At 35.4% G+C, this 25,033-nt stretch carries 19 protein-coding genes and 5 tRNA genes; 2 read left to right on the top strand and 22 right to left on the bottom strand.

What is annotated here, in order from left to right:
- Positions 1-3,674: SdrD B-like domain-containing protein (locus Q1B37_RS18700; protein ID WP_299901189.1), on the bottom strand; the 3,674-nt coding region annotated here is incomplete at its 3' end.
- A 316-nt stretch (positions 3,675-3,990) separates the two neighbouring features.
- Between Q1B37_RS18700 and Q1B37_RS18705 the strand changes: the two genes are divergently transcribed.
- Complete coding sequence (locus Q1B37_RS18705) at positions 3,991-5,577, top strand: peptide chain release factor 3 (RefSeq protein ID WP_299901192.1); 1,587 nt, start codon at positions 3,991-3,993, stop codon at positions 5,575-5,577.
- Between the two features lie 158 nt (positions 5,578-5,735).
- Here Q1B37_RS18705 and Q1B37_RS18710 read toward each other — a convergent pair whose 3' ends face one another.
- The 20 genes from Q1B37_RS18710 to Q1B37_RS18805 all read right to left on the bottom strand — a co-directional run bounded on the left by Q1B37_RS18710 (position 5,736) and on the right by Q1B37_RS18805 (position 23,106).
- Positions 5,736-6,056, bottom strand: coding sequence for a DUF962 domain-containing protein (locus Q1B37_RS18710; RefSeq protein ID WP_299901195.1), 321 nt, complete (start codon positions 6,054-6,056; stop codon positions 5,736-5,738).
- Between the two features lie 135 nt (positions 6,057-6,191).
- Positions 6,192-6,506: a DUF3467 domain-containing protein gene (locus tag Q1B37_RS18715; protein ID WP_299611107.1), complete on the bottom strand. Its 315-nt coding sequence runs from the start codon at positions 6,504-6,506 to the stop codon at positions 6,192-6,194.
- 67 nt (positions 6,507-6,573) lie between these two features.
- On the bottom strand, positions 6,574-10,875 hold the full coding sequence (rpoC, locus tag Q1B37_RS18720; protein ID WP_299901198.1) for a DNA-directed RNA polymerase subunit beta': 4,302 nt from the start codon (positions 10,873-10,875) through the stop codon (positions 6,574-6,576).
- A 105-nt stretch (positions 10,876-10,980) separates the two neighbouring features.
- Positions 10,981-14,790, bottom strand: coding sequence for a DNA-directed RNA polymerase subunit beta (gene rpoB / locus Q1B37_RS18725; protein WP_299611113.1), 3,810 nt, complete (start codon positions 14,788-14,790; stop codon positions 10,981-10,983).
- 126 nt (positions 14,791-14,916) lie between these two features.
- Positions 14,917-15,294 (bottom strand): 50S ribosomal protein L7/L12, encoded by a 378-nt coding sequence (gene rplL / locus Q1B37_RS18730; protein ID WP_299611116.1) that lies wholly within the window; start codon positions 15,292-15,294, stop codon positions 14,917-14,919.
- Between the two features lie 68 nt (positions 15,295-15,362).
- Positions 15,363-15,884 (bottom strand): 50S ribosomal protein L10, encoded by a 522-nt coding sequence (gene rplJ / locus Q1B37_RS18735; RefSeq protein WP_299901204.1) that lies wholly within the window; start codon positions 15,882-15,884, stop codon positions 15,363-15,365.
- 15 nt (positions 15,885-15,899) lie between these two features.
- Positions 15,900-16,595, bottom strand: coding sequence for a 50S ribosomal protein L1 (gene rplA, locus Q1B37_RS18740; RefSeq protein WP_299611122.1), 696 nt, complete (start codon positions 16,593-16,595; stop codon positions 15,900-15,902).
- A gap of 17 nt (positions 16,596-16,612) precedes the next feature.
- Positions 16,613-17,050: a 50S ribosomal protein L11 gene (gene rplK / locus Q1B37_RS18745; protein WP_219011423.1), complete on the bottom strand. Its 438-nt coding sequence runs from the start codon at positions 17,048-17,050 to the stop codon at positions 16,613-16,615.
- A 76-nt stretch (positions 17,051-17,126) separates the two neighbouring features.
- Positions 17,127-17,681 carry a transcription termination/antitermination protein NusG gene (gene nusG, locus Q1B37_RS18750; protein WP_299611127.1) on the bottom strand — a complete coding sequence of 185 codons (555 nt, stop codon included), beginning with the start codon at positions 17,679-17,681 and terminating at the stop codon, positions 17,127-17,129.
- Between the two features lie 5 nt (positions 17,682-17,686).
- On the bottom strand, positions 17,687-17,884 hold the full coding sequence (gene secE, locus Q1B37_RS18755) for a preprotein translocase subunit SecE (protein ID WP_299901213.1): 198 nt from the start codon (positions 17,882-17,884) through the stop codon (positions 17,687-17,689).
- A 93-nt stretch (positions 17,885-17,977) separates the two neighbouring features.
- Positions 17,978-18,050 (bottom strand) — tRNA-Trp (locus tag Q1B37_RS18760).
- A gap of 57 nt (positions 18,051-18,107) precedes the next feature.
- Complete coding sequence (tuf, locus tag Q1B37_RS18765; RefSeq protein ID WP_280931104.1) at positions 18,108-19,295, bottom strand: elongation factor Tu; 1,188 nt, start codon at positions 19,293-19,295, stop codon at positions 18,108-18,110.
- Between the two features lie 58 nt (positions 19,296-19,353).
- Positions 19,354-19,425 (bottom strand) — tRNA-Thr (locus Q1B37_RS18770).
- A gap of 124 nt (positions 19,426-19,549) precedes the next feature.
- Positions 19,550-19,622 (bottom strand) — tRNA-Gly (locus Q1B37_RS18775).
- Positions 19,623-19,655: 33 nt separating this feature from the next.
- Positions 19,656-19,738, bottom strand: a tRNA-Tyr gene (locus Q1B37_RS18780).
- A 122-nt stretch (positions 19,739-19,860) separates the two neighbouring features.
- Positions 19,861-19,934 (bottom strand) — tRNA-Thr (locus tag Q1B37_RS18785).
- Positions 19,935-20,035: 101 nt separating this feature from the next.
- Complete coding sequence (gene raiA / locus Q1B37_RS18790) at positions 20,036-20,338, bottom strand: ribosome-associated translation inhibitor RaiA (RefSeq protein ID WP_299611135.1); 303 nt, start codon at positions 20,336-20,338, stop codon at positions 20,036-20,038.
- Positions 20,339-20,405: 67 nt separating this feature from the next.
- Positions 20,406-21,296, bottom strand: a complete 891-nt coding sequence (locus Q1B37_RS18795; RefSeq protein WP_299901216.1) for a tyrosine-type recombinase/integrase — start codon at positions 21,294-21,296, stop codon at positions 20,406-20,408.
- A 126-nt stretch (positions 21,297-21,422) separates the two neighbouring features.
- Entirely contained in the window at positions 21,423-21,617 is a 195-nt protein-coding gene (gene rpsU, locus Q1B37_RS18800) for a 30S ribosomal protein S21 (protein ID WP_034242830.1), read from the bottom strand.
- 106 nt (positions 21,618-21,723) lie between these two features.
- Entirely contained in the window at positions 21,724-23,106 is a 1,383-nt protein-coding gene (locus tag Q1B37_RS18805) for an alpha-amylase (protein ID WP_299901219.1), read from the bottom strand.
- A gap of 272 nt (positions 23,107-23,378) precedes the next feature.
- On the opposite strand from Q1B37_RS18805, the gene Q1B37_RS18810 reads away from it, so the two are divergent.
- A complete protein-coding gene (locus Q1B37_RS18810; RefSeq protein ID WP_299901222.1) occupies positions 23,379-23,732 on the top strand; it encodes a hypothetical protein in 354 nt (117 codons plus the stop codon).
- A 31-nt stretch (positions 23,733-23,763) separates the two neighbouring features.
- Here Q1B37_RS18810 and Q1B37_RS18815 read toward each other — a convergent pair whose 3' ends face one another.
- Positions 23,764-24,927: an acyl-CoA dehydrogenase family protein gene (locus Q1B37_RS18815; protein ID WP_299610001.1), complete on the bottom strand. Its 1,164-nt coding sequence runs from the start codon at positions 24,925-24,927 to the stop codon at positions 23,764-23,766.
- Positions 24,928-25,033 lie beyond the last annotated feature (106 nt).

Here is a 25,033-nt window from a genome sequence, read left to right on the forward strand (position 1 = left end):
CCATTGTTGGTTACTGTAAAACTATATAAAATCTGATCCCCTACATTTACAATACCATCATTATTAGCATCATCATAGACTCCTGCTTTTAATAATTCTATGTTGGGAGTGTCAGGTATCTCTGTACAAAAATCAAAACCACCAATAGCAGAACCATGTACAGCTCCTGCATTACAAGTGGAACAGTTTTGCCATACGATTGTAATGCTTGCTATTCCATCTAAATCTTCAAAATTAACACCTATTTGATCATTCGTACCCGTGGTAGAAGGATCATCCGCATTAATAGTTCCATCACTTTGATCAGAAACATAAGAAGGTGTTCCTGAATCAGTAAAAGTTGGGAAAATTGTATTCCCGAGTCCATCAATAGCGGTTACAGTAAACAAATCACCATTCCCCGCATTACTCCTATTGATATGATATAAATCAAATCCTATGGAATATATATTGGCACTAAAAGTTATCGTTTGAGTGATATTTTCATTTGTCGCAAAACCAGTAGTAAAATACTCTAGCACTTCATCGGCTAGGTTTCCAGAACCATTAGAATCTACGGAAGGGCTTTGAGTGGATCCAGTTGTAGGCCAAGTCCCTAGGGTTCCAGTTTCTCCAGAAAAAGTATGCGTTATATTTATTCCTGAACCATCAACATCATTAAAAGTATTCGTTAAAGCTCCATCTGGTGTCCAATCAAACTCATCAATTCCATTAGGAGCAAATCCATCCCATATTAAATTATATACGGTGTCTGTACAAGCTGGATTTTGGTGCAATGTAACTGGCGCTGGAGCTGTACAAATATTAGCTCCTCCCGCAGTAACATTAGTATTCGTTCCCAAGGTATAATCAACACCTGTTTCCGTAACAAGTCCATTCGCATCAACATTTGCAGGGTCTACTGTACCAAATTGACCACCATCACCACCATCTGCATTCGCATCATTATAAGCCTCATTCGCATCGCTACAACCATCATCATCCGAATCTAAATCTAAATGATTAGGAATATCATCTCCATCAGCATCTTCATATGTGCAATATGTAAAATTAGAAAATAGAAATGTAATAAGTCCATTATTTGCTACATCACCATCTTGTCTAAATTTATTTGTAGTAATCGAAAAAGATGTAACTAATCCTTCTATCGTTATATCCGAATAATTTAATGATGTATCACCAGAACCATTTGTGAAAGAAGTTATGGTTGGAGATAAAGTATTATTACTCGTTATGATATGAGACGCACCTCCAGAAGCGATAGTATAATCACTATTTGGAAAAGTGGTGGCCCCCATTAGAGACCCTAATGAAATACTCTGCACATTTGGTCCAGCTGCTGTAACTGTTACATTATCTCCTTGATCAATACCAGACCATCTAAACTTAACACCAGTTACTGCTTCGCTAAACGTAAAAGTATATACCAAACTTTCTGATGCTCCATCATCTATTTCTTCTCCCTGAATTCTTAAAGTTGTAGTATCCTCAACTTCTAATATATTTAAAGAACCTCCATTTACCTGATTAATTGTAGTTGTAACATCTACATCTACTCCGTCGAAATCATAAATATCACTAATAGAACCTACTCCATTTTGATTACCTGTTGGAGCTGTACCTACATTAATATCGGATGCAGCACAATTAAGCCCTTCATCTGTATCTAGAATTCCATCATTATCATCATCATTATCACAGCTATTTCCTACATTATCAGAATCTGTATCCGTCTGATCTCCATTTGAAACTACCGGACAATTATCTGAAGGATCTCCAATACCATCCCCATCTGTATCTATTACAAAACCATCAGGAGTTGATGCAGTATTTGTACCCGCAACAACTGTGATGCTTGTAGGGTCATCTCCTTCCGTTTGAACCGCATTTGTTGGTAAATCTGTATCAGAATCTAAAACATCAATTGTAGCATTTCCTGGCGGCAACGTAGCCGTATAAGTACCATCAGGATTTGTTTGTATCGTTTGCGTATTTCCATTTACATCTGTAATTACTATGGTAACACTTCCTATACCTGATTCTCCACCACCTTGTACACCATTTCCATCCGCATCATTATATACCAATCCGCTAATTGTACCTGGATTAGAACAAGTAATAGCACTACTACTGATACCAGTAACAGACTCTCCACTAGCTCCTTCTGTAGCTCCATTAGTTGGAAATTCAGTTACCGCACCACTATTTGTAATACCATTAGAACCTCCATTTACATTAATAGTCGGTGTCCCGGCAGAAATAGCTACAAAACCAGCTCCACCACCACCACCGGGACCTTCACTTTCATTATTGGTTATCAACTGATCTCCACCATTACCTCCATTTGCACTTAAAGTCAGAGAATTGGCGATAGAAGCAGCACGTAAAACAATACTACCTCCACCTCCACCTCCTCCAGGTGCATCGTTATGATTTGGTACTGTAGGTAAAGCATTAGCCCCATTTGTAATTATATTACCAGAACCTGCAATAGTATCAGCACCTAACAAAATAATACCACCCCCATTGGCAGCATCCTGACTAGCACTATTATTTCTATCTCCAGCTCCTCCTCCTCCTCCGAGGAATATTCTGTTTTGCTCATTTGCGATTAGTGGTCTTCCTCCTAATCCTCCAACAGCGTCTCTATGATCACCTCCCCAGGCACTGTTACCTGGACCTAAGGTTAAAGCATTTTGATTACTAGATCCAAAAGAGTATCCACCTCTTCCTCCTCCAGAAGAAGTAGTAAGAGCATTACCATTTGCTATATAATCGGGATCTAAAGTCCAAGCCGCTGATCCTGTACATCCAGTACACATAACACCTGCCCCATTAAACCAGACATTCCCATTATTTCCATTGGAACCTCCTCCACCTCCGGAGTTATGACCATTTCCACCACCACCTCCATTGGCAGGTGCTCCTCTTCCATATCTTCCTCCTAAAGCATCATAGTCCGCTTGAAAACCAACAATACTTTCACCTTTTTCTGCAGAATCTCCATTACTGGATGAAACATAATCCGCTTCTAAGTTAACACCAGTAGGTGATGTGCTGTTATCAACTACTCCACCTCTAAACCCAAGACCAGAGACATCTATATCACCATTAATATTTATAGTAGTTGCTGTAATTACAACTACTCCTCCACGTCTACTACCCGCAAAATCTTCCCAAGGTAAAGCAGTAACGGATGCACCAGCATCAATGGTTAGTACATTATATTGTGGAACTTTAATAACCTGTGTTCTCCCTGCTACAAAATAAGAATTCGCAATAGCACAAGTTAATGTGATCGTGTTGATCGCTGTGGAAGAAACGTAAGCAAACTCATAAAGACCTGAACTCCCATAGTCCGTTATATCACCATAACTAACTGTATTAGTGGTGTTAATAGTTGCTCCTTGTGCTTGATAGATTAAAACGAGATCACCACTAGCTAATCCTCCCAGATCTGCTGCTACATCATTTACGTCGATAGTGGTATCACCTGCAGAAATATCCGAGGTGACTGGACTATAAGTATTTAAAATTGTATTAGCAGTAGTTACTGTAAGATCACCATCTTTACCTTCTTGACTAAAGATATTGTTATAGGTGAATAAAAACATTAAGGCCATAAGGAAAACAAATCCTTTTTGGCCCAATAAGACTTGGGTAATTCTTTTCATATGACGATGGTTTACAAAAACTTGAAAAAACAACTGGGTATCGCTTTTACAAGTATCTTATAATACTTTTTATTTCATAAATTTTAATCAAAATTACGGTTTTAACGTAATTAAGACCTTGTACAAATATGGCGATACATTTATGATTTTAGCATCTATTTTCCCTTGTTTTTTTCACTTTTTCGATGAAATACACAATTTTTAGCCGTAAAACACATGAAAAAAACAATAATTCTATTTTCATATCTTGAAAGTCACTTTTTTATTCTTTGTTCATATATATAGTATATTTGCAAACTTTAGCAATAGAACGACAATGAAATTCTCAGAAGAAATCAACAGAAGAAGAACCTTTGGTATCATTTCTCACCCAGACGCGGGAAAAACCACATTAACTGAAAAATTACTTTTATTTGGTGGAGCCATCCAAGAAGCTGGTGCGGTAAAATCTAATAAAATTAAAAAAGGAGCCACTAGTGATTTTATGGAAATTGAGCGTCAAAGAGGAATTTCTGTAGCAACTTCTGTTTTAGCTTTTGAATATCAAGGCGTAAAAATCAATATTTTAGATACACCAGGTCATAAAGATTTTGCTGAAGATACATTTAGAACTCTAACAGCTGTAGATAGTGTTATTGTGGTAATCGATGTAGCAAAAGGGGTAGAGGAACAAACTGAAAAGCTTGTTTCCGTTTGCCGAATGAGAAATATCCCTATGATCGTATTTATCAACAAATTAGATCGTGAAGGGAAAGACGCTTTTGAACTTCTAGATGAAGTGGAGCAAAAATTAGGATTAAAGGTTACTCCTCTAAGCTTCCCTATCGGTATGGGATATGATTTTAAAGGAATATACAATATCTGGGAAAAAAACATCAATTTATTTAGTGGAGATAGTAGAAAAAACATTGAAGAAACTACTGAGATATCTGATCTAAATTCAGCTGAATTAAACACGTTAATTGGAGAAGATGCTGCGGAAACCTTGAGAGAAGAAATCGAATTAGTGGATGGTATCTACTCTAATTTTGAACAAGATTTGTATCAAAAAGGAGAGTTGCAACCAGTCTTTTTTGGATCTGCATTAAACAACTTTGGTGTTCGTGAATTATTAGATTGTTTTATATCCATTGCTCCAACTCCGAGACCTAAGGAGAGTGATATTAGAATAGTACAGCCTGACGAAAAAGACTTTACTGGTTTTGTATTCAAGATTCATGCAAATATGGATCCAAAACATCGAGATCGTTTAGCATTTATAAAAATTGTATCTGGAACTTTCGAAAGAAATGTCCCTTATTTACATACCAGACACAATAAAAAATTAAAATTTTCTAGTCCTAATGCATTCTTCGCAGAAAAAAAGGAAATCGTAGATGTATCTTATCCAGGAGATATTGTGGGGCTACATGATACGGGTAATTTTAAAATTGGAGATACATTAACCACTGGTGAAAAACTAAACTATAAAGGTATTCCTAGTTTTTCTCCTGAGCATTTTAGATACATCAACAACGCTGACCCTATGAAATCCAAGCAGTTAGCAAAAGGTATTGATCAATTAATGGATGAAGGCGTAGCTCAATTATTCACATTAGAATTAAATGGCAGAAAAGTTATTGGAACTGTTGGAGCTTTACAATACGAAGTAATTCAATATAGATTAGAACATGAATATGGTGCTAAATGTACTTACGAAAATCTAAATGTTCATAAAGCATGTTGGGTAGATGCCGAAGATGAAAATAATGACGAATTCAAAGATTTCAAAAGAGTTAAAGGCAAGTTTTTAGCAAAGGACAAACAAGGTCAACTCGTATTTCTTGCTGATTCTTCATTTAGTTTACAAATGACGCAACAAAAGTATCCTTCTATTACATTTCATTTTACTTCTGAGTTTTAAATCGATTTTAAGTGGTTTTCCAGAGTTTTCTCTAAGAAACCTTAAGATTACCATTCTTAAAAAATTAAAACTCATTAAAGAGGGTTTATAGAATGCGATTTACTATGAATGATAATTAAAATCTATAGTTTATAAAAAATCAATAATAAAATCAAATATCAATCTTTCGAATTATCGAAGGCACGTTTTCCGATTAGAATCTCAAAAAACAATTTAAAATCTGATAATAGGCTCCACAATGGATACTTAAATGTTGCCGGTTTATTTTTTTCGAAGAAGGCATGACCTATCCAAGCAAAACCATATCCTACCACTGGAACTAAAAACCATTTCCAACCCCAACCATAATAAATAGCTATACCAATTATTATAAAAACTAAAAAAGTGCCAATAAAATGGAGCGTTCTACTTGTTCTATTTTGATGTTCACTAAGATAGAATTTATAAAATTCAGAATAAGTTTTAATTCGATCAGACATATCTCACTAATTAGCCATAAAGCGTGTTTAAGATACTAAAAAAATATATCCATATCAAGGTTGTATTTATAATAAATAACCCACTAATTATAAAACTAGTGGGTCTAAAATCTTTTGTTATAAACACATATTTTTTTATGCTTGTCCCGTAGGTCCAAAATTCAAAGGAATTGGCGGTTGCTCGTAGTCCTTTATTTCTCCATGCGCTGCTTCAAATCGAGCTACATTATCACCTAATGCTTTTAATAAACGTTTTGCATGTTGTGGAGTTAATATAATTCTGCTCTTCACTTTGCTCTTAGGTCTACCAGGCATAATATTTACAAAATCAACTACAAATTCTGACACCGAATGGTTTATAATTGCCAAGTTGCTATATATTCCATCAGCTACTGCATCATCTAACTCTATATTTAATTGATTTTGTTTTTGGTTTTTTTGATCTGCCATTTTCTATTTCTTTATAAAATAATGGATATAAAAAAGAAAGCCTGCCAATTGGCAGGCTTTCCATATTTTAATTATAATTTACTTCTTGTCGTTGTTCCATTCGATCTTCGAATTCTTCTTTGGAACCTACGATAATACTTTCGTAGTCTCTCATACCTGTTCCGGCAGGTATTCTATGTCCTACGATTACGTTCTCTTTTAATCCTTCTAGATCATCAACTTTACCACTTACAGCAGCTTCGTTAAGAACCTTTGTCGTTTCCTGGAAGGATGCTGCAGAAATAAATGATTTAGTCTGAAGTGACGCTCTTGTAATACCTTGAAGTATTGGAGTTGCAGTTGCAGGAGTAACATCTCTAGCTTCTACTAAGTTCTTATCTTCTCTACGTAAGATAGAATTTTCATCTCTTAAATCTCTCGGTGAAACAATCTGTCCAGCCTTCAACTTTTGGCTATCTCCAGCATCTTCAATTACTTTCATTCCGAATATAGCATCATTCTCCTGAATAAAGTCAGATTTATGAACTAATTGGTTTTCTAAGAAAATAGTATCTCCTGGATCTTGGATTCTTACTTTACGCATCATCTGACGTACTACCACCTCAAAGTGCTTATCATTAATCTTCACACCCTGTAGTCGATATACTTCCTGTACTTCATTCACCAAATATTGCTGTACTGCAGAAGGTCCTTTGATTTTCAAAATATCCTCTGGAGTCACAGAACCATCCGATAATGGCATTCCTGCACGTACAAAATCGTTCTCTTGAACAAGAATTTGATTCGATAACTTAACAAGATATTTCTTAATCTCTCCAATTCTTGATTCTACAATAATTTCACGGTTACCACGCTTGATTTTACCAAATGAAACTACACCGTCAATCTCACTAACAACAGCTGGATTAGAAGGGTTACGTGCTTCGAATAATTCTGTTACACGTGGAAGACCTCCTGTAATATCCCCTGCTTTTGCAGACTTACGTGGTATTTTTACTAAGATCTTACCAACCTTAATTTTATCATTATCATCTACCATAAGGTGTGCACCTACTGGAAGGTTATAAGAACGAAGTACTTCATCGCCACTTCCCATTATAAGAAGGGTAGGAATCTTTTTCTTATCTCGAGATTCTGAGATTACCTTTTCTTGGAATCCAGTTTGCTCATCGATTTCTACTTGATAAGTAACACCTTGTTCTACATTTTCATATTTCACTTTACCGGCAAACTCTGAAATAATTACACCATTATATGGATCCCATTGACAGATACTTTGATCTTTTTCAACCATATCACCGCTATTAATAAACAACTGTGATCCATATGGTATTAAATTAGTACTAAGTACTATCTTAGTTTTAGGATCTACAACCTTAACTTCAGAAGTACGAGAAATTACTACATCAATCTCATTACCTTCAGAATCTTCACCTTTTACAGTCTTTAATTCTTCTATCTCTGCTTTACCAGCAAATTTGGTTTTTAATTGATTTTCTTCAGAAATGTTACTTGCAATACCTCCAACGTGGAATGTACGTAGTGTAAGCTGAGTACCAGGTTCTCCAATCGATTGTGCAGCAACAACACCTACCGCTTCACCTCTTTGAACCGTTTTTCCTGTAGCTAAGTTACGTCCATAACATTTTACACAGATTCCTTTCTTAGCCTCACAAGTAAGAGCTGAACGAACTTCTACAGATTCTACTGGAGAATCTTCGATGATTTTTGCCGTAGCATCATCAATTTCCACTCCTGCTTCTACAAGTACTTCTTGAGTCAATGGATTAATTACATCCACTAATGAAGTTCTACCTGTAATTCTAGCAGCTAAACCTTCTATAATTTCTTCGTTCTTCTTTAAAGCTGTAACCTCTACTCCTCTTAACGTTCCACAATCTTCGATATTAACAATAACATCTTGTGCAACATCCACTAAACGACGTGTTAAATATCCAGCATCTGCAGTTTTTAATGCCGTATCCGCTAATCCTTTACGAGCACCGTGTGTAGAGATAAAGTATTCAAGAATTGAAAGACCTTCTTTAAAGTTAGAAAGAATTGGGTTTTCAATAATTTCACCACCTGCAGAATTAGATTTTTTAGGTTTCGCCATTAATCCACGCATACCGGTAAGCTGTCTAATCTGCTCTTTAGATCCCCTTGCTCCAGAATCAAGCATCATATACACTGAGTTGAATCCTTGCTGATCTTCTCTAATACGTTTCATCGACAATTCTGTCAATTCCGCATTGGTAGAGGTCCAAATATCAATAACCTGATTATAACGCTCATTATTTGTAATAAGACCCATGTTATAATTAGCCACAATATTATCTACCTGACCATTAGCATCAGCGATCATTTTATGTTTTTCTTCAGGAATAATAATATCTCCTAAACTAAACGACAAACCTCCTCTAAATGCGAACTCATATCCTAACGTCTTAATCTCATCTAAGAAGATTGCAGTTTCAGGAACACTAGTTACCTTTAAAATACCTCCAATAATATCTCTCAATGATTTTTTAGTTAAAACTTCATTGATATATCCCGCTTTTTCCGGTACTTTTTCGTTAAATAAAACTCTACCCGTAGTAGTTTCTATAATCTTAGTTACCAGTTCACCATTCTCATCGATATCTTTAGTTCTAACTTTAATGTTAGCATTGATATCAAGTCTCTTCTCGTTATAAGCTATAATTACTTCTTCTGGAGAATAGAATGTTAGGTCTTCTCCTTTGATTACTAACTCTGGAGTCGATCTACGTGATTTTGTCATATAATATAACCCAAGTACCATATCCTGAGAAGGTACGGTAACTGGAGAACCATTTGCAGGGTTCAAAATATTATGAGAAGCAAGCATTAATAACTGAGCTTCTAATATAGCTTCAGGTCCTAAAGGTAAGTGTACCGCCATCTGGTCACCATCAAAATCTGCATTAAATGCCGTACATACCAATGGGTGTAACTGAATCGCTTTACCTTCAATAAGTTTTGGCTGGAAAGCCTGAATACCTAATCTGTGAAGCGTTGGAGCACGGTTTAGTAATACTGGATGTCCTTTAAGAACATTTTCCAAGATATCCCAAACAACAGGCTCTTTTCTATCTATAATTTTCTTTGCTGACTTAACTGTCTTTACAATACCACGCTCGATTAATTTTCTAATCACAAATGGCTTGTACAATTCTGCCGCCATATTCTTAGGTAAACCACACTCAAATAATTTCAATTCTGGCCCTACAACAATTACAGAACGTGCTGAATAATCTACACGCTTACCTAATAAGTTTTGACGGAAACGACCTTGCTTACCTTTTAAAGAATCTGATAAAGATTTTAATGGTCTGTTAGAATCTGTTTTTACAGCAGATGCTTTACGTGTATTATCAAATAAAGAATCTACAGACTCCTGTAACATACGCTTCTCATTACGTAAGATTACTTCTGGAGCTTTAATTTCCATAAGACGCTTTAAACGATTATTACGTATGATTACACGACGATATAAATCATTTAAATCAGAAGTAGCAAAACGACCTCCATCTAAAGGCACTAATGGACGTAATTCTGGCGGAATTACAGGAACCACTTTTAGAATCATCCACTCAGGACGATTTTCTCTATTTTTATTTGCATCACGTAACGACTCTACAACTTGTAAACGCTTTAAAGCTTCTGTCTTACGCTGCTTAGAAGTTTCGTTATTCGCTTTATGTCTTAACTCATAAGATAATTCATCAAGATCGATTCTCTTTAAGATTTCGATAAGGCATTCAGCCCCCATCTTAGCGATAAATTTATTTGGATCAGTATCATCTAAATATAGATTTTCCTGCGGAAGACTATCTAATATATTTAAATATTCCTCTTCTGTAAGGAAATCCATTTTCTGAACTGGTTCACCTTCTTCATTTTTAGCAATACCAGGTTGAATTACTACATATCTTTCGTAGTAGATGATCATATCAAGCTTCTTAGAAGGAAGCCCTAATAAATATCCTATTTTGTTAGGTAAAGAACGGAAATACCAAATGTGTGCTACAGGAACCACTAAGTTGATATGTCCTACACGATCTCTACGAACTTTCTTTTCCGTTACCTCTACACCACATCGATCACATACGATTCCTTTATAACGGATTCTCTTATATTTACCACAAGCACATTCAAAGTCCTTAACAGGACCAAAAATACGCTCACAGAACAAACCATCACGCTCAGGTTTGTGAGTACGATAATTAATAGTTTCAGGTTTTAAAACCTCTCCTTGAGATGCAGCTAAAACTGACTCTGGAGATGCCAAACCAATAGAGATTTTATTAAATCTCTTTACTGTATTCTTATCATTATTTCTTGCCATAATATATGGTTACTTAAGAATTATTGTAATTTAAATTTGAATAATAACTCGTTAGAAAAACCTCTCCCCAGATATAAAATCCAGGGAAAAAAGTTTTACTTATTATTATTCTTCTAATCTGATATCCAGACCAAGACCTTTCAATTCATGCATTAATACATTGAATGATTCTGGTAATCCAGGTTCTGGCATTGGCTCACCTTTTACGATACTTTCGTATGTTTTAGCTCTTCCAATAACATCATCAGATTTAACAGTCAATATCTCACGAAGGGTTGCAGAAGCTCCATATGCTTCCAGAGCCCATACCTCCATCTCTCCAAAACGCTGACCTCCAAACTGTGCCTTACCACCAAGTGGTTGCTGAGTAATCAACGAGTATGGTCCGATAGAACGTGCGTGCATTTTATCATCAACCATATGCCCTAACTTAAGCATATAGATCACACCTACAGTTGCCGGCTGATCAAAACGATCTCCCGTACCACCGTCATATAGATATGTATGTCCAAATCTCGGTATACCTGCTTCATCCGTAAACTCATTAATCTGATCTAGTGAAGCACCATCAAAAATTGGAGTAGCATACTTTCTACCTAATTTTTGACCTGCCCAACCTAATACGGTTTCGTAGATCTGACCAATATTCATACGAGAAGGTACCCCTAACGGATTTAATACGATATCTACAGGTGTTCCATCTTCTAAGAATGGCATATCTTCTTCTCTTACGATTCTTGCTACGATACCTTTGTTACCGTGACGACCTGCCATCTTATCTCCTACCTTAAGTTTACGTTTTTTAGCGATATAAACTTTAGCTAGTTTTATAATTCCAGAAGGTAATTCATCCCCAACAGAGATCGTAAACTTCTCTCTACGTAGGTTACCTTGTAAATCATTTTCTTTGATCTTAAAATTATGGATCAAATCTGCAACCATTTTATTTAGATGGTCATCAGTTGTCCATGTTCCTTTAGTAAGATGTGCATAATCATCAACACTGTTAAGCATTTTCTGAGTAAACTTCTTACCTTTTGGAAGTACTTCTTCTCCTAAATCATTGATAACTCCTTGTGAAGTTTTACCTCCAACAATTACAAATAGTTTATCAACTAACTCAGATTTAAGAAGAGCAAACTTAGCATCATAAGATCTTTCTAATATTGAAATATCTTCTTTATCCTGTGAACGCTTACGCTTATCTTTTATAGCTCTAGCGAATAACTTTTTATCTATTACCACTCCATGTAATGATGGTGAAGCTTTTAATGAGGCATCTTTTACATCTCCTGCTTTATCTCCAAAAATAGCTCTAAGAAGTTTCTCTTCAGGTGTTGGATCACTTTCTCCTTTTGGTGTAATCTTACCTATAAGAATATCTCCTGGCTTGATTTCTGCACCAACTCGGATCATTCCATTTTCATCAAGATCTTTAGTCGCTTCTTCAGAAACATTTGGAATATCATTAGTCAACTCCTCATTACCTAATTTGGTATCTCGAACTTCTAATGAGTACTCATCTATATGGATAGAAGTAAAGATATCATCTCTAACTACTTTTTCAGAAATTACAATCGCATCCTCAAAGTTATATCCTTTCCAAGGCATGAAAGCTACTTTCATATTTCTTCCTAATGCAAGCTCTCCATTTTCTGTAGCGTAACCTTGACATAAAACCTGACCTTTAGTAACTCTATCTCCAGCTCTAACAATTGGCTTTAGATTGATAGAAGTCCCTTGGTTAGTTTTACGGAATTTAATTAAGTTATATGTTTTAGAATCACTATCAAAACTTACCATTCTCTCTTCCTCCGTACGGTCGTACTTAATGATAATTTTTTGTGCATCCACATACTCTACAACTCCTTCTCCTTCTGCATTAATTAATACTCTCGAATCTGAAGCAACTTGTCTTTCTAATCCAGTACCTACAATTGGCGCGTCGACTCTTAATAATGGAACTGCTTGACGCATCATGTTTGATCCCATCAAAGCACGGTTTGCATCATCATGTTCTAAGAAAGGAATCAACGAAGCAGAAATAGAAGCAATCTGATTAGGTGCAACATCGGCATAATTTACGTTACCTGGCTCGATAACAGGGAAGTCACCTTCCATACGAGCAATCACCTTATCACTTTCTATAGTACCATCTTCTTTTAATGGAAGATTGGCTTGCATGATTAATTTTTCTTCTTCTTCTTCAGCACTTAAGTATTTAAATTCACTTAAATCAACTTTTCCATCTTCTACTTTTCTATACGGAGTCTCTAGGAATCCCATAGAATTTACTTTTGCAAATACCGCAAGAGAAGAAATTAATCCAATATTTGGTCCTTCTGGAGTTTCGATAGGACATAAACGACCATAATGCGTATAATGAACATCTCGAACCTCGAAACCAGCTCTCTCTCTAGACAGACCTCCAGGTCCAAGAGCAGAAAGTCTACGCTTATGAGTAATCTCTGCTAATGGATTTGTTTGATCCATAAACTGAGACAACTGATTCGTTCCGAAGAATGAATTAATTACAGAAGATAATGTCTTTGCATTAATTAAGTCAATTGGTGTAAAAACTTCATTATCCCTAACATTCATACGCTCACGGATCGTACGAGCCATACGCGCTAAACCAACACCAAATTGCTGTGACAATTGTTCTCCCACCGTTCTAACACGACGATTAGAAAGGTGATCGATATCATCTATCTCAGCTTTAGAATTAATTAACTCGATTAAGTATTTGATAATAGTAATAATATCCTCTTTGGTAAGTACTTGCTTATCCATTTCGATATTAAGACCTAACTTTTTATTCATTCTGTAACGTCCAACCTCACCAAGGTTATATCGTTGATCAGAAAAGAATAATTTGTCAATTATACCTCTTGCAGTCTCCTCATCAGGCGGTTCTGCATTACGTAATTGACGATATATGTGTTCTACTGCTTCTTTTTCAGAGTTAGTAGGATCTTTTTGTAGTGTATTATGAATAATAGCATAATCACCTTTTTGATTGTCTTCTTTATGAAGTAAAATAGTTTTAGCTCCAGAATCTACAATCTCATCTAGGTGATCTTTATCTAAAATAGTATCACGATCTAAAACGATCTCGTTTCTTTCTATAGAAACAACTTCTCCAGTATCTTCATCTACGAAATCTTCATGCCAAGTATTTAAAACACGTGCAGCTAACTTACGACCTAATACTTTTTTCAATCCAGATTTTGAAACTTTTACTTCTTCCGCTAGATCAAAAATTTCTAAAATATCTTTATCTCTTTCGAAACCTATCGCACGGAAAAGCGTCGTAACTGGTAATTTTTTCTTTCTATCAATATATGCGTACATCACGCTATTGATATCTGTAGCAAATTCTATCCAAGAACCTTTAAAAGGAATTACTCTTGCAGAATATAACTTAGTTCCATTTGCATGGAATGATTGTCCAAAGAACACACCAGGAGATCGGTGTAATTGCGATACAACAACACGTTCTGCACCATTGATACAAAATGTACCACTAGGTGTCATATAAGGAATAGTACCTAAATAAACATCCTGAACTATAGTTTCAAAATCCTCATGTTCAGGATCTGTACAGAAAAGTTTTAAACGTGCTTTTAAAGGAACACTATACGTAAGTCCTCTTTCAATACACTCTTGTAAATCATATCTTGGTGGATCTACAAAGTAGTCTAAAAATTCTAGTACAAATTGATTACGTGTATCCGTAATCGGGAAGTTTTCCATGAAGGTATTATAAAGACCTTCATTTCCTCTTTCTTCGGACTTTGTTTCTAATTGAAAAAAGTCTTGAAAAGATTTGATCTGAATATCAAGAAAATCCGGATATTCTGGTCTATTCTTTACGGAAGAAAAATTCAATCTTTCAGTTTGCGTTGCTAACATCAATGGACGGAATTAAATTAAAATTTTAAAAATGGCGTAAGTAACTTAATAGTTATATACGCAAAATGGTTTAGACCTTAGAGAAAATTCTCCAGGTCTAAACCTCTATGTCAATATTTGGTAAGCTTACTTAAGCTCAACCTCAGCTCCAGCCTCTTCTAATTGAGCTTTAAGAGCTTCTGCTTCGTCTTTTGCTACTCCTTCTTTAATTGCACTTGGAGCACCATCAACTAATCCTTTAGCGTCTTTAAGACCAAGACCAGTTAATTCTTTTACTAACTTAACAACAGCTAACTTAGCACCTCCTGGAGCTTTAAGGATTACGTCAAACTCTGACTTCTCCTCTGCAGCATCACCACCACCAGCAGCACCACCACCAGCAACAGCTACAGCAGCAGCAGCAGGCTCGATACCATACTCCTCTTTTAATATATCAGCTAATTCATTAACTTCTTTTACTGTTAAATTAACTAGTTGTTCTGCGAATTCTTTTAAATCTGCCATTTTCTATCGTTTTAAATAATTTTTTTTAATTGAAATATAATTTGTTAAAAAGTGCGTACACGCTTAGATTATCCTTCTTTTTCGGATAATGTTTTAAGGATACCTGCTATCGTACCTCCACCAGACTTTAATGCCGAAATAATATTCTTAGCTGGAGACTGTAGCAAGCCAATAATATCTCCGATAACTTCCTCTTTAGACTTGATATTAACAAGCGCTTCAAGATTTTCATCACCTACAAAAATTGCTTCTTCTACAAAAGCTCCTTTTAATAAAGGCTTTTCTGATTTCTTACGAAACTCTTTAATTACCTTTGCCGGTGCGTTACCAGTTTCAGAGAACATTATAGAGGTATTACCTTTTAATACATTTGGTAACTCTCCAAAATCCTTATCTGAATTCTCCATTGCTTTTGCAAGGAGTGTGTTTTTAATTACTTTTAATGATACGTTCGCTTTAAAACAAGCTCTACGTAAGTTCGACGTTGTACCTGCATCTAATCCTGAAATATCTGCTAAATAAATATTAGAATTTTCAGCTAACTGAGCAGTTAAGTCTTCAATTACTTGTGATTTTTCTTCTCTTGTCATAATCGTGTTTCTTAATTACCCAGCAAAGTTTTTAGAATCAATCTCTACACCAGGGCTCATAGTAGATGATATATAAATTGACTTTATATATGTCCCTTTAGCAGCTACAGGTTTTAACTTTACTAATGTTGTCAATAACTCTTTTGCGTTTCCAGCGATCTTATCAGCAGAGAAAGAAGACTTTCCTATTGCAGCATGTACAATTCCTGTCTTATCTACTTTAAAATCAATCTTACCAGCTTTCACATCAGATACAGCTTTCGCAATATCCATAGTTACAGTTCCAGTCTTTGGATTAGGCATTAAACCACGAGGTCCTAAAACTCTACCTAATGGTCCTAACTTACCCATTACGCTAGGCATTGTGATGATAACATCTACATCAGTCCAACCTCCTTTAATTTTATCTAGATATTCATCTAAACCAACAAAATCTGCTCCAGCTTCTTTAGCTTCAGCTTCCTTGTCTGGAGTTACCAATGCTAGAACTTTAACATCTTTTCCTGTTCCGTGAGGTAAAGTTACCACACCACGTACCATCTGATTTGCTTTACGTGGATCTACGTTCAAGCGAACTGCTAAATCTACAGAAGCATCAAAATTTACGTTTGTTATTTCTTTTACTAAAGCAGAAGCCTCATCTAATGAATAAGCTTTATTCTTATCTACTTTAGCTCTAACTTCTTTTTGCTTTTTAGTTACTTTTGCCATTTTCTACACGTTTTGGATTAAAAAGGAGCTTCTCCTTTTACGTTAACACCCATTGAACGAGCGGTACCAGCAATCATTTTCATAGCAGACTCCACAGTAAATGCATTTAAATCTTGCATTTTATCTTCTGCGATCGTACGAACTTGATCCCAAGTAACACTAGCTACTTTTTTACGGTTTGGCTCTCCTGAACCTTTCTTTGTTTTTGCTGCTTCCAGTATTTGAACTGCTGCTGGAGGAGTTTTAATTACAAAGTCAAAAGACTTGTCTTTGTAAACACTAATAACTACTGGTAATACTTTACCAGCTTTATCTTGTGTTCTACCATTGAATTGCTTACAGAATTCCATGATATTAACTCCGGCAGCACCTAAAGCAGGTCCAACTGGTGGGGATGGGTTAGCCGCTCCTCCACGTACCTGAAGTTTTACAACCTTACTTATCTCTTTAGCCATTTTTCTAATTTTAAATTAGAATCGTTCTATAAAGTGGAAGCAATAAGAACAATTCAGATATATAATGTAACAATTATTATACTTTTTCTACTTGCATATAACTTAACTCTAATGGTGTTTTTCTACCGAAAATCTTAACCATTACCTCAAGCTTACGCTTTTCTTCATTCACCTTTTCTACAGATCCATTGAATCCATTAAAAGGACCATCTATTACTTTTACGGTTTCTCCAACTGTATAAGGAATAGCGACATTATCGGTTTTAACAGCAAGCTCATCAACCTTCCCTAACATTCTGTTAATCTCTGCCTTTCTTAAAGGAACAGGATCACCTCCCTTAACTTCACCAAGAAAACCAATAACTCCGTTTATAGACTTAATAATATGTGGAATCTCTCCAGACAAATTAGCCTCTATCATTACATAACCAGGAAAGTAAACCCTCTCCTTATTTATTTTCTTTCCATTACGAATCTGAACAACCTTTTCAGTAGGTACCAAAATCTGAGAAACATAATCCTCCATACCCAAATGAGCAATCTCTCTTTCGATGTAGTCTTTTACTTTATTTTCCTGACCACTTACAGCACGAACAACGTACCACTTTTTTGTATTACTTACCTCAGCCATTATTATTAAGATTTAACTAACGTAAAATAATACTCTATAAGATTACTAAACAATGTATCTACCCCCCAGATAGCTAAAGAAAAAATAACTGAAAAAACTATAGTAACTAAGGTCAACCTCTGTGCCTCAGCCCAAGGAGTCCATGTTACATGGTTTTTCAACTCATTATACGATTCCGTAATGTAATTTATTAATCCAGCCATCTTATTGTTCTTTAAAATGACAACAAAATTGTCATTATTAAATTCATTCTTTAAACCTTATGTCACAAGCATAAGATTGTAATATTATTATCGCACGGGTTGAGAGGCTCGAACTCCCGACACCTGGTTTTGGAGACCAGTGCTCTACCAACTGAGCTAAACCCGTATACATAAGTCAAGGTATTCGTCGTAACGAATACCTTTCCTTATATCTATATATTATTTAGTCTAAAATTTCGGTTACCTGACCAGCACCTACTGTTCTACCACCTTCACGGATAGCAAAACGAAGACCTACATTCATTGCAATTGGCTGAATAAGCTCAACAGTAATTGTTAAGTTATCTCCAGGCATTACCATCTCAACTCCATCAGGAAGCGCAATGTTTCCAGTTACGTCAGTTGTACGTACGTAGAACTGAGGACGGTAGTTATTATGGAATGGAGTGTGACGTCCACCTTCTTCTTTCTTAAGGATATACACCTCAGCTTTGAAATTTTTATGTGGAGTTACAGATCCTGGCTTAGTAATTACCATACCACGAGAGATCTGAGTCTTTTCAATACCTCTTAATAAGATACCTGCGTTATCACCAGCTTCTCCTCTATCTAATATCTGACGGAACATCTCGATACCTGTAATAGTAGAAGTTAACTTCTCAGCTCCCATACCGATGATCTCTACAGGATCTCCAGTGTTAGCAATACCAGTTTCGATACGTCCTGTTGCTACAGTACCACGACCAGTAATAGAGAATACATCTTCGATTGGCATTAAGAAATCTTTGTCGATCTCACGTAATGGCTCCTCGATCCAAGCATCTACTTCTTTCATTAACTCAAGCACAGTGTCAACCCACTTTTGCTCACCATTAAGAGCACCAAGAGCAGAACCAGCAACTACAGGTCCATTATCTCCATCATACTCATAGAACGAAAGAAGATCTCTTACTTCCATTTCTACTAATTCTAATAATTCCTCATCGTCTACCATATCCACTTTGTTAAGGAATACAACGATTCTTGGAATACCTACCTGACGTCCTAATAGGATATGCTCACGAGTTTGTGGCATTGGTCCATCAGTAGCAGCAACCACTAAGATCGCACCATCCATCTGAGCAGCACCAGTTACCATGTTCTTTACGTAATCGGCGTGACCTGGACAGTCAACGTGTGCGTAGTGACGATTAGCTGTTTGGTATTCTACGTGAGATGTATTAATAGTAATACCTCTTTCTTTTTCTTCTGGAGCGTTATCGATAGTATCAAAATCTCTAGCCTCAGAAAGACCAGCATCTGCTAATACTTTAGTAATCGCAGCAGTTAAAGTTGTTTTACCGTGATCAACGTGTCCAATAGTACCAATATTTAAGTGCGGTTTGGAACGATCAAAAGTTTCCTTTGCCATAATTAATTTATTTAATCTTAGTTATATATTAGTGTTCAATTAATGCTTCTGAACTAAGAGCCAATGACGAGATTTGAACTCGTGACCTCTTCCTTACCAAGGAAACGCTCTACCCCTGAGCTACACCGGCTTTTTAAAGTACAGAATGATAAACCAGACTTCTTTATTTAATGTCGAAAGAAAACCGATTCATCATTATTTCTATATTAAAAATCCAATGCTAAAAATGCATCAAGATTAGCTCTATGCTTTTGAGCGGGAGACCGGGTTCGAACCGGCGACATTCAGCTTGGAAGGCTGACGCTCTACCAACTGAGCTACTCCCGCTTTTACAACCTTAATAATTTAAGATTGAAGGTGTGGGGAGAGCAGGATTCGAACCTGCGAAGGTAAAAACCAACAGATTTACAGTCTGTCCTCGTTGGCCGCTTGAGTATCTCCCCAATAATTCACTAATTTAATACTGAACTTTTCAATTTTGAATGCGCAAAAGTAAACAAATATTTTACAATTCAAAATTAAATTTTAAAAGCGTTAATTTCTTTCAAAATTATCACTCTAAAAGAGCCGATAGAGGGACTCGAACCCACGACCTGCTGATTACAAATCAGCTGCTCTAGCCAGCTGAGCTATATCGGCTTTTCACTATGTTTTTGAACATAAAAAAGTCCGCTATTTCTAACGGACTGCAAATGTATAGAATTTATTTATTACACAAAACATTTTTTGAAAAAAAATCATCAAACATGTGCATTTAATTTTTCTTTACGTTTTCGAAGTTGTCTTTCTAAGGAACTAACACACTCATCCACACCTTCTTCGAAGGTTTTATTTATTTTTTTAATAATAAACTCGTCTCCCGGAACACTCAATAAAATTTCAGTAATCTTATTTTCTTTTCCGCTTGTATTCATAACTTTCAAAAAAACATCTGCATAAATTATACGGCTAAAATGATTTTCTAACTTATCTAATTTCGCTTGAGTAAAATTTACCAATTTCTGATCTACATTAAAATTTACGGACTGCAAGTTTACTTTCATAGGTATTATTTTAATTGGTTGAACAAAATATTAAAAGCCTAAAAGAAGGAAGCTAGATATCTTCACTTTACTTTTTATTCCTAGGATGAGAGTTCTTGTGTATTTTTGCAAGCTGCGCTATACTCTGATTTGTATATACCTGAGTAGCTGCCAAGCTAGAATGACCAAGTAATTCTTTTACGGCATTTAAATCTGCACCTTCGCCTAGGAGATGTGTCGCAAATGAATGTCTAAGTATATGCGGACTCCTTTTTATCTTCGAAGATACCTTACTAAAATAACTATTTATGATTCGATAAACAAGTGTTTCGTATATTTTAACTCCTTTTTGAGTAATTAACAAGGCTTTATCTTCTGGATCAGAAAGCACTTCTTCTCTTAACAATAAATACTTATCTACCGTATGAAGAATCGAGGGGATTAGAGGTATATACCGTTCTTTATTTCTTTTACCTACCACTTTTATTTGCTTCGACATAAAATCTACATCTCCCACTTTAAGATCCACCAACTCAATCCTACGAATCCCAGTACCATAAAAAAGCTCCACAATTAGCCGATCCCTAACACTTATAAAATCATCATTCCCTTCTAATTCACTTAAGACTACATCCACCTCTTTATCAGAAAAAGGAATCTGTATTTTTTTAGAAACTTTCAGAGCCTGATGCTTCGCCAGAGGATTTTTTTCTATCTCCCCCAATTTCAACAAAAATCTATAATAAGCTTTTAAAGAAGAAACCTTTCTATTAATAGTTCTATTAGAGACCTGCTGATCAACCAAGCTAACAATCCATGAACGAATCTGAGAATAATTGGACTTTGATATATCTTGATCTCCAAATTCTTGTAAATAAAATTCTGAGAAAGACACTAAATCTTTATGGTAAGCTATAACAGTATGCTTGGAGTATTTTTTTTCTAAAAGCAGATAATCAACAAACTTTTCAATCAACATAAAAAAACCATTGAAAAACAAAAGTATAAAACTTTTATTTCCCAATGGTCTAAATTTATATAGTAAAAAACGAAGTTTAACTCTTTATTTCTAAAAAGCCAATAAATACAACGCTTTACATTTTAATTAAATTTCCTCTTGATCTCTTAAGTGCTGAATATATTGCGCTTTTTGGATCTGAGCTCTGCGCTCCACAGAAGGTTTTGTAAATGCCTGACGCTTTCTAAGCTGACGCATTGTTCCTGTTCTGTCGAATTTACGCTTAAAACGCTTCAACGCTCTATCTATATTCTCTCCGTCTTTAACTGGTATAATTAACATAGTGCACCTCCTTTCTTTAAAAATTAGGCTGCAAAGATACTACAATAGTATTATCTACAAAGCTTTTTTTAATAATTTTAATTAGTCGCGTAATTATGACCCTTTTTTATTTTAAAGACCACACCGTATATCCTTTTGGTGGGGCTTGTATTTTTACCCATCTTCCACCTTGTGTTACTGGTTCCCAGTTAGAATTACCCGTATAGTCCTTTATCCTTCTACTCGACCAATTTGTTTGAATCCATCTTTCTTTCCAGGAATTAGAATTGTTTATATAAACAACTAAACCATTTTTACCATAACCTCCATTTCTTCTTGCGATGTACTCATCATTATCTGTCCATAAATTAGTAGTACTTCCTCCGGCAATGTTATTATGAATCCAAATAAGATTGTTCATCTTACTCTTACTTAACCAATCTTCATAATCTCTATAAAATATTGCTGGATATCCTTCGTGTGTTAAGATATAAGCATATGCTAATAATTTATTATTAATAATTTCGTCCGTATCATGATTTGCCACAAAGGTAACCGCTCTACTAGCATTTCTTTTCCATAGCATATCACCACTAAGTGCATTTAGGTTATTACCCATAAAAGCATCTCTCATTTTATAATAACAACCAAAGTCAAAAGCTGACATTTGTGCTTGATCTGTCCACCATTTTAAGGTGTTTACATTTCCATCCCAGTATTCTCCAACTCCAAACACACCTGTAGATCTACGAAACTCTTTAGCAACCCAAGGAGCAAAACCTTTCACATAATCAAATCTATAACCATCAAACCCCATCGTATTCTTATAATACTTTGCTACAGAATTATTTCTTTTCCACAACCAATCTTGTACATACGATTTATTATGACTTAAATCAGGAAAACCTCCGAAAATTCCACTATCCGAATTATATGCTTCATTTGGATGAAAATCATACTTTGTTCTATTGAATTTATTAGACATGGGATTAAACAAGGTATATGTATCTTTCCCTGCAAATTCATTCGATTCTAAATCACCTCCACTATTATGGTTAATTACAATATCAGCAATTACATTTAACCCATTATTATGTGCTCTAGATATGAGAGACTCTAGTTCGGATCTGGAACCAAATCTAGTTTCTGTGCTTCCCATTTGGTTATATTCTCCAAAATCATAATAATCAAAAGGATCATACCCCATAGAAAAAGGACCATTTTGAGCTTTGCTTACTGGTGGCAACCAAATTGCATCTATACCAGCATCACTCCAGGAACTAACTTTTCCTTTTACTACATTCCACCAAGTACCCCCCGCAGGAACATCCCAGTAAAATGCTTGCATCATTACTCCAGAACCAATAGTTTTAAGGCCTGCTCTGGTAGAAACTAATTCTTCAGGTTTTTCTGATTCGGGTTCTACATTGTCTAAAATCTCATCTTTACCACAAGAAGCTAAAAGAAATGTGATCGCTAATAGAAAATAAACGAGCTTAAAAGTTTTCATAATTATTAGTGTTTTTTGTGTTAACTAGCTCACAATGTAGGGTTTTTACAATGAACGAAAACGTTTGAATAATCACTCAAACGTTTTCGTGTTGATAAAATTTTAACATTTTCATAAAATTACATCTACTTTATCATCAAAATCACATTTTTACGCATAAAAAATAGAAAAATCCACAAACGATATTGATTCATTAATCAATCGTTGTGGATTTTATAAAGTCTTTAAAGAATAATTAATAATTATCTCCTTATCGATTACTATTTTGGAAAATGAAAACCATTTTCGCCAAAATACAAATCTCAGTTAGGCCTCTACAGCTGGTTTGTACTCCTTCTTATCGATTACCATTTTGGAAAATGAAAACCATTTTCGCCAAAATACGAATCTCAGTTAGGCCTCTACAGCTGGTTTATACTCCTTCTTATCGATTACCATTTTGGAAAATGAAAAAACATTTTCGCCAAAATACGAATCTCAGTCAGGCCTCTACAGCTGGTTTATACTCCTTCTTATCGATTACCATTTTGGAAAATGAAAAAACATTTTCGCCAAAATATGAATCTCAGTTAGGCCTCTACAGCTGGTTTGTACTCCTTCTTATCGATTACCATTTTGGAAAATGAAAAAACATTTTCGCCAAAATACGAATCTCAGTTAGGCCTCTACAGCTGGTTTGTACTCCTTCTTATCGATTACCATTTTGGCGATAATCTCTCTTAAGATTTCAGAAGTACCACCTCCAATAGGACCTAATCTACTGTCTCTAAAAAGTCTAGCCAAAGGATATTCTTCCATATACCCATAACCTCCTAATAACTGTAGACATTTATAGATAACTTCATCAGCTATTTTTGTAGATAATAATTTAGACATGCTAGCTTCCTTAACTACATACTGACCATCATTTAATCTTTTGGCAATAGAATAATTGAATTCTTTACACATTTCAACTTCACTAGCCATATCTGCTACCGAATGTCTAAGTGCTTGAAACTTATCAATGGTTCTTCCAAAAGCCTCACGCTCTCCCATGTATTGTATAGCATAATCCAGAGCAAACTCCGCTCTAGCATGTGCATTAATCCCCATAATTAATCTTTCTAACGCAAAATGTTGCATGATATAGGAAAAACCTTTATCCTCATCACCCATCAGGTTTGCTAACGGGATTTTTACATTATCAAAAGCAATTTCTCCCGTATCAGAAGCTCTCCAACCGAGTTTATCTAATTTAGTTGCCGAAATTCCAGGAGTATCTCGATCCATTATAAAGATACTAATCCCTTTATTTCCTAATTCTGGAGAAGTTTTAGCAGCAACCACCAAGTAGTCACTATACACTCCATTGGTAATAAATGTTTTTGATCCATTAATTATATAGGAATCTCCATCTTTTACAGCTGTGGTTCTCATACCCGCTACATCAGAACCTCCGAATGGCTCTGAAATGCATAAGCATCCTATTTTTTCTCCTGAAATACTAGGTCTTAGATAGGCTTCTTTTATTCTAGCATCACCTTCTTTATTTACATGAGTCATCGCTAGGTACACATGAGCCCACATTGCTGCAGCAAAACCACCAGAATTGATTTTCTGTAATTCTTCTAAAAATATAACTGTATAAAAAAGATCTAGTCCCAGGCCTCCATACTCTTCAGGATAGGCAATACCAAAATACCCCATTTCGCCAAATTTCTCCCAAATAAAGCGTTCGATATCTCCAGTTTTTTCCCACTTCTCAATATGTGGAACTACTTCTTTTTGTAAAAAGTCTTTCAGACTCTCTCTAAATAATTCGTGCTCTTCTGTAAAATACATGTTGTTTAAATGATAACTTTGATTTATATAGCTAACATATCACTGTAAATAGAAGATATTTAAAATTTGCAACCAAATTCACATATTATCAAAATTCACAGCAATT

This window comes from uncultured Aquimarina sp., assembly GCF_947492965.1.
GTDB lineage: Bacteria > Bacteroidota > Bacteroidia > Flavobacteriales > Flavobacteriaceae > Aquimarina.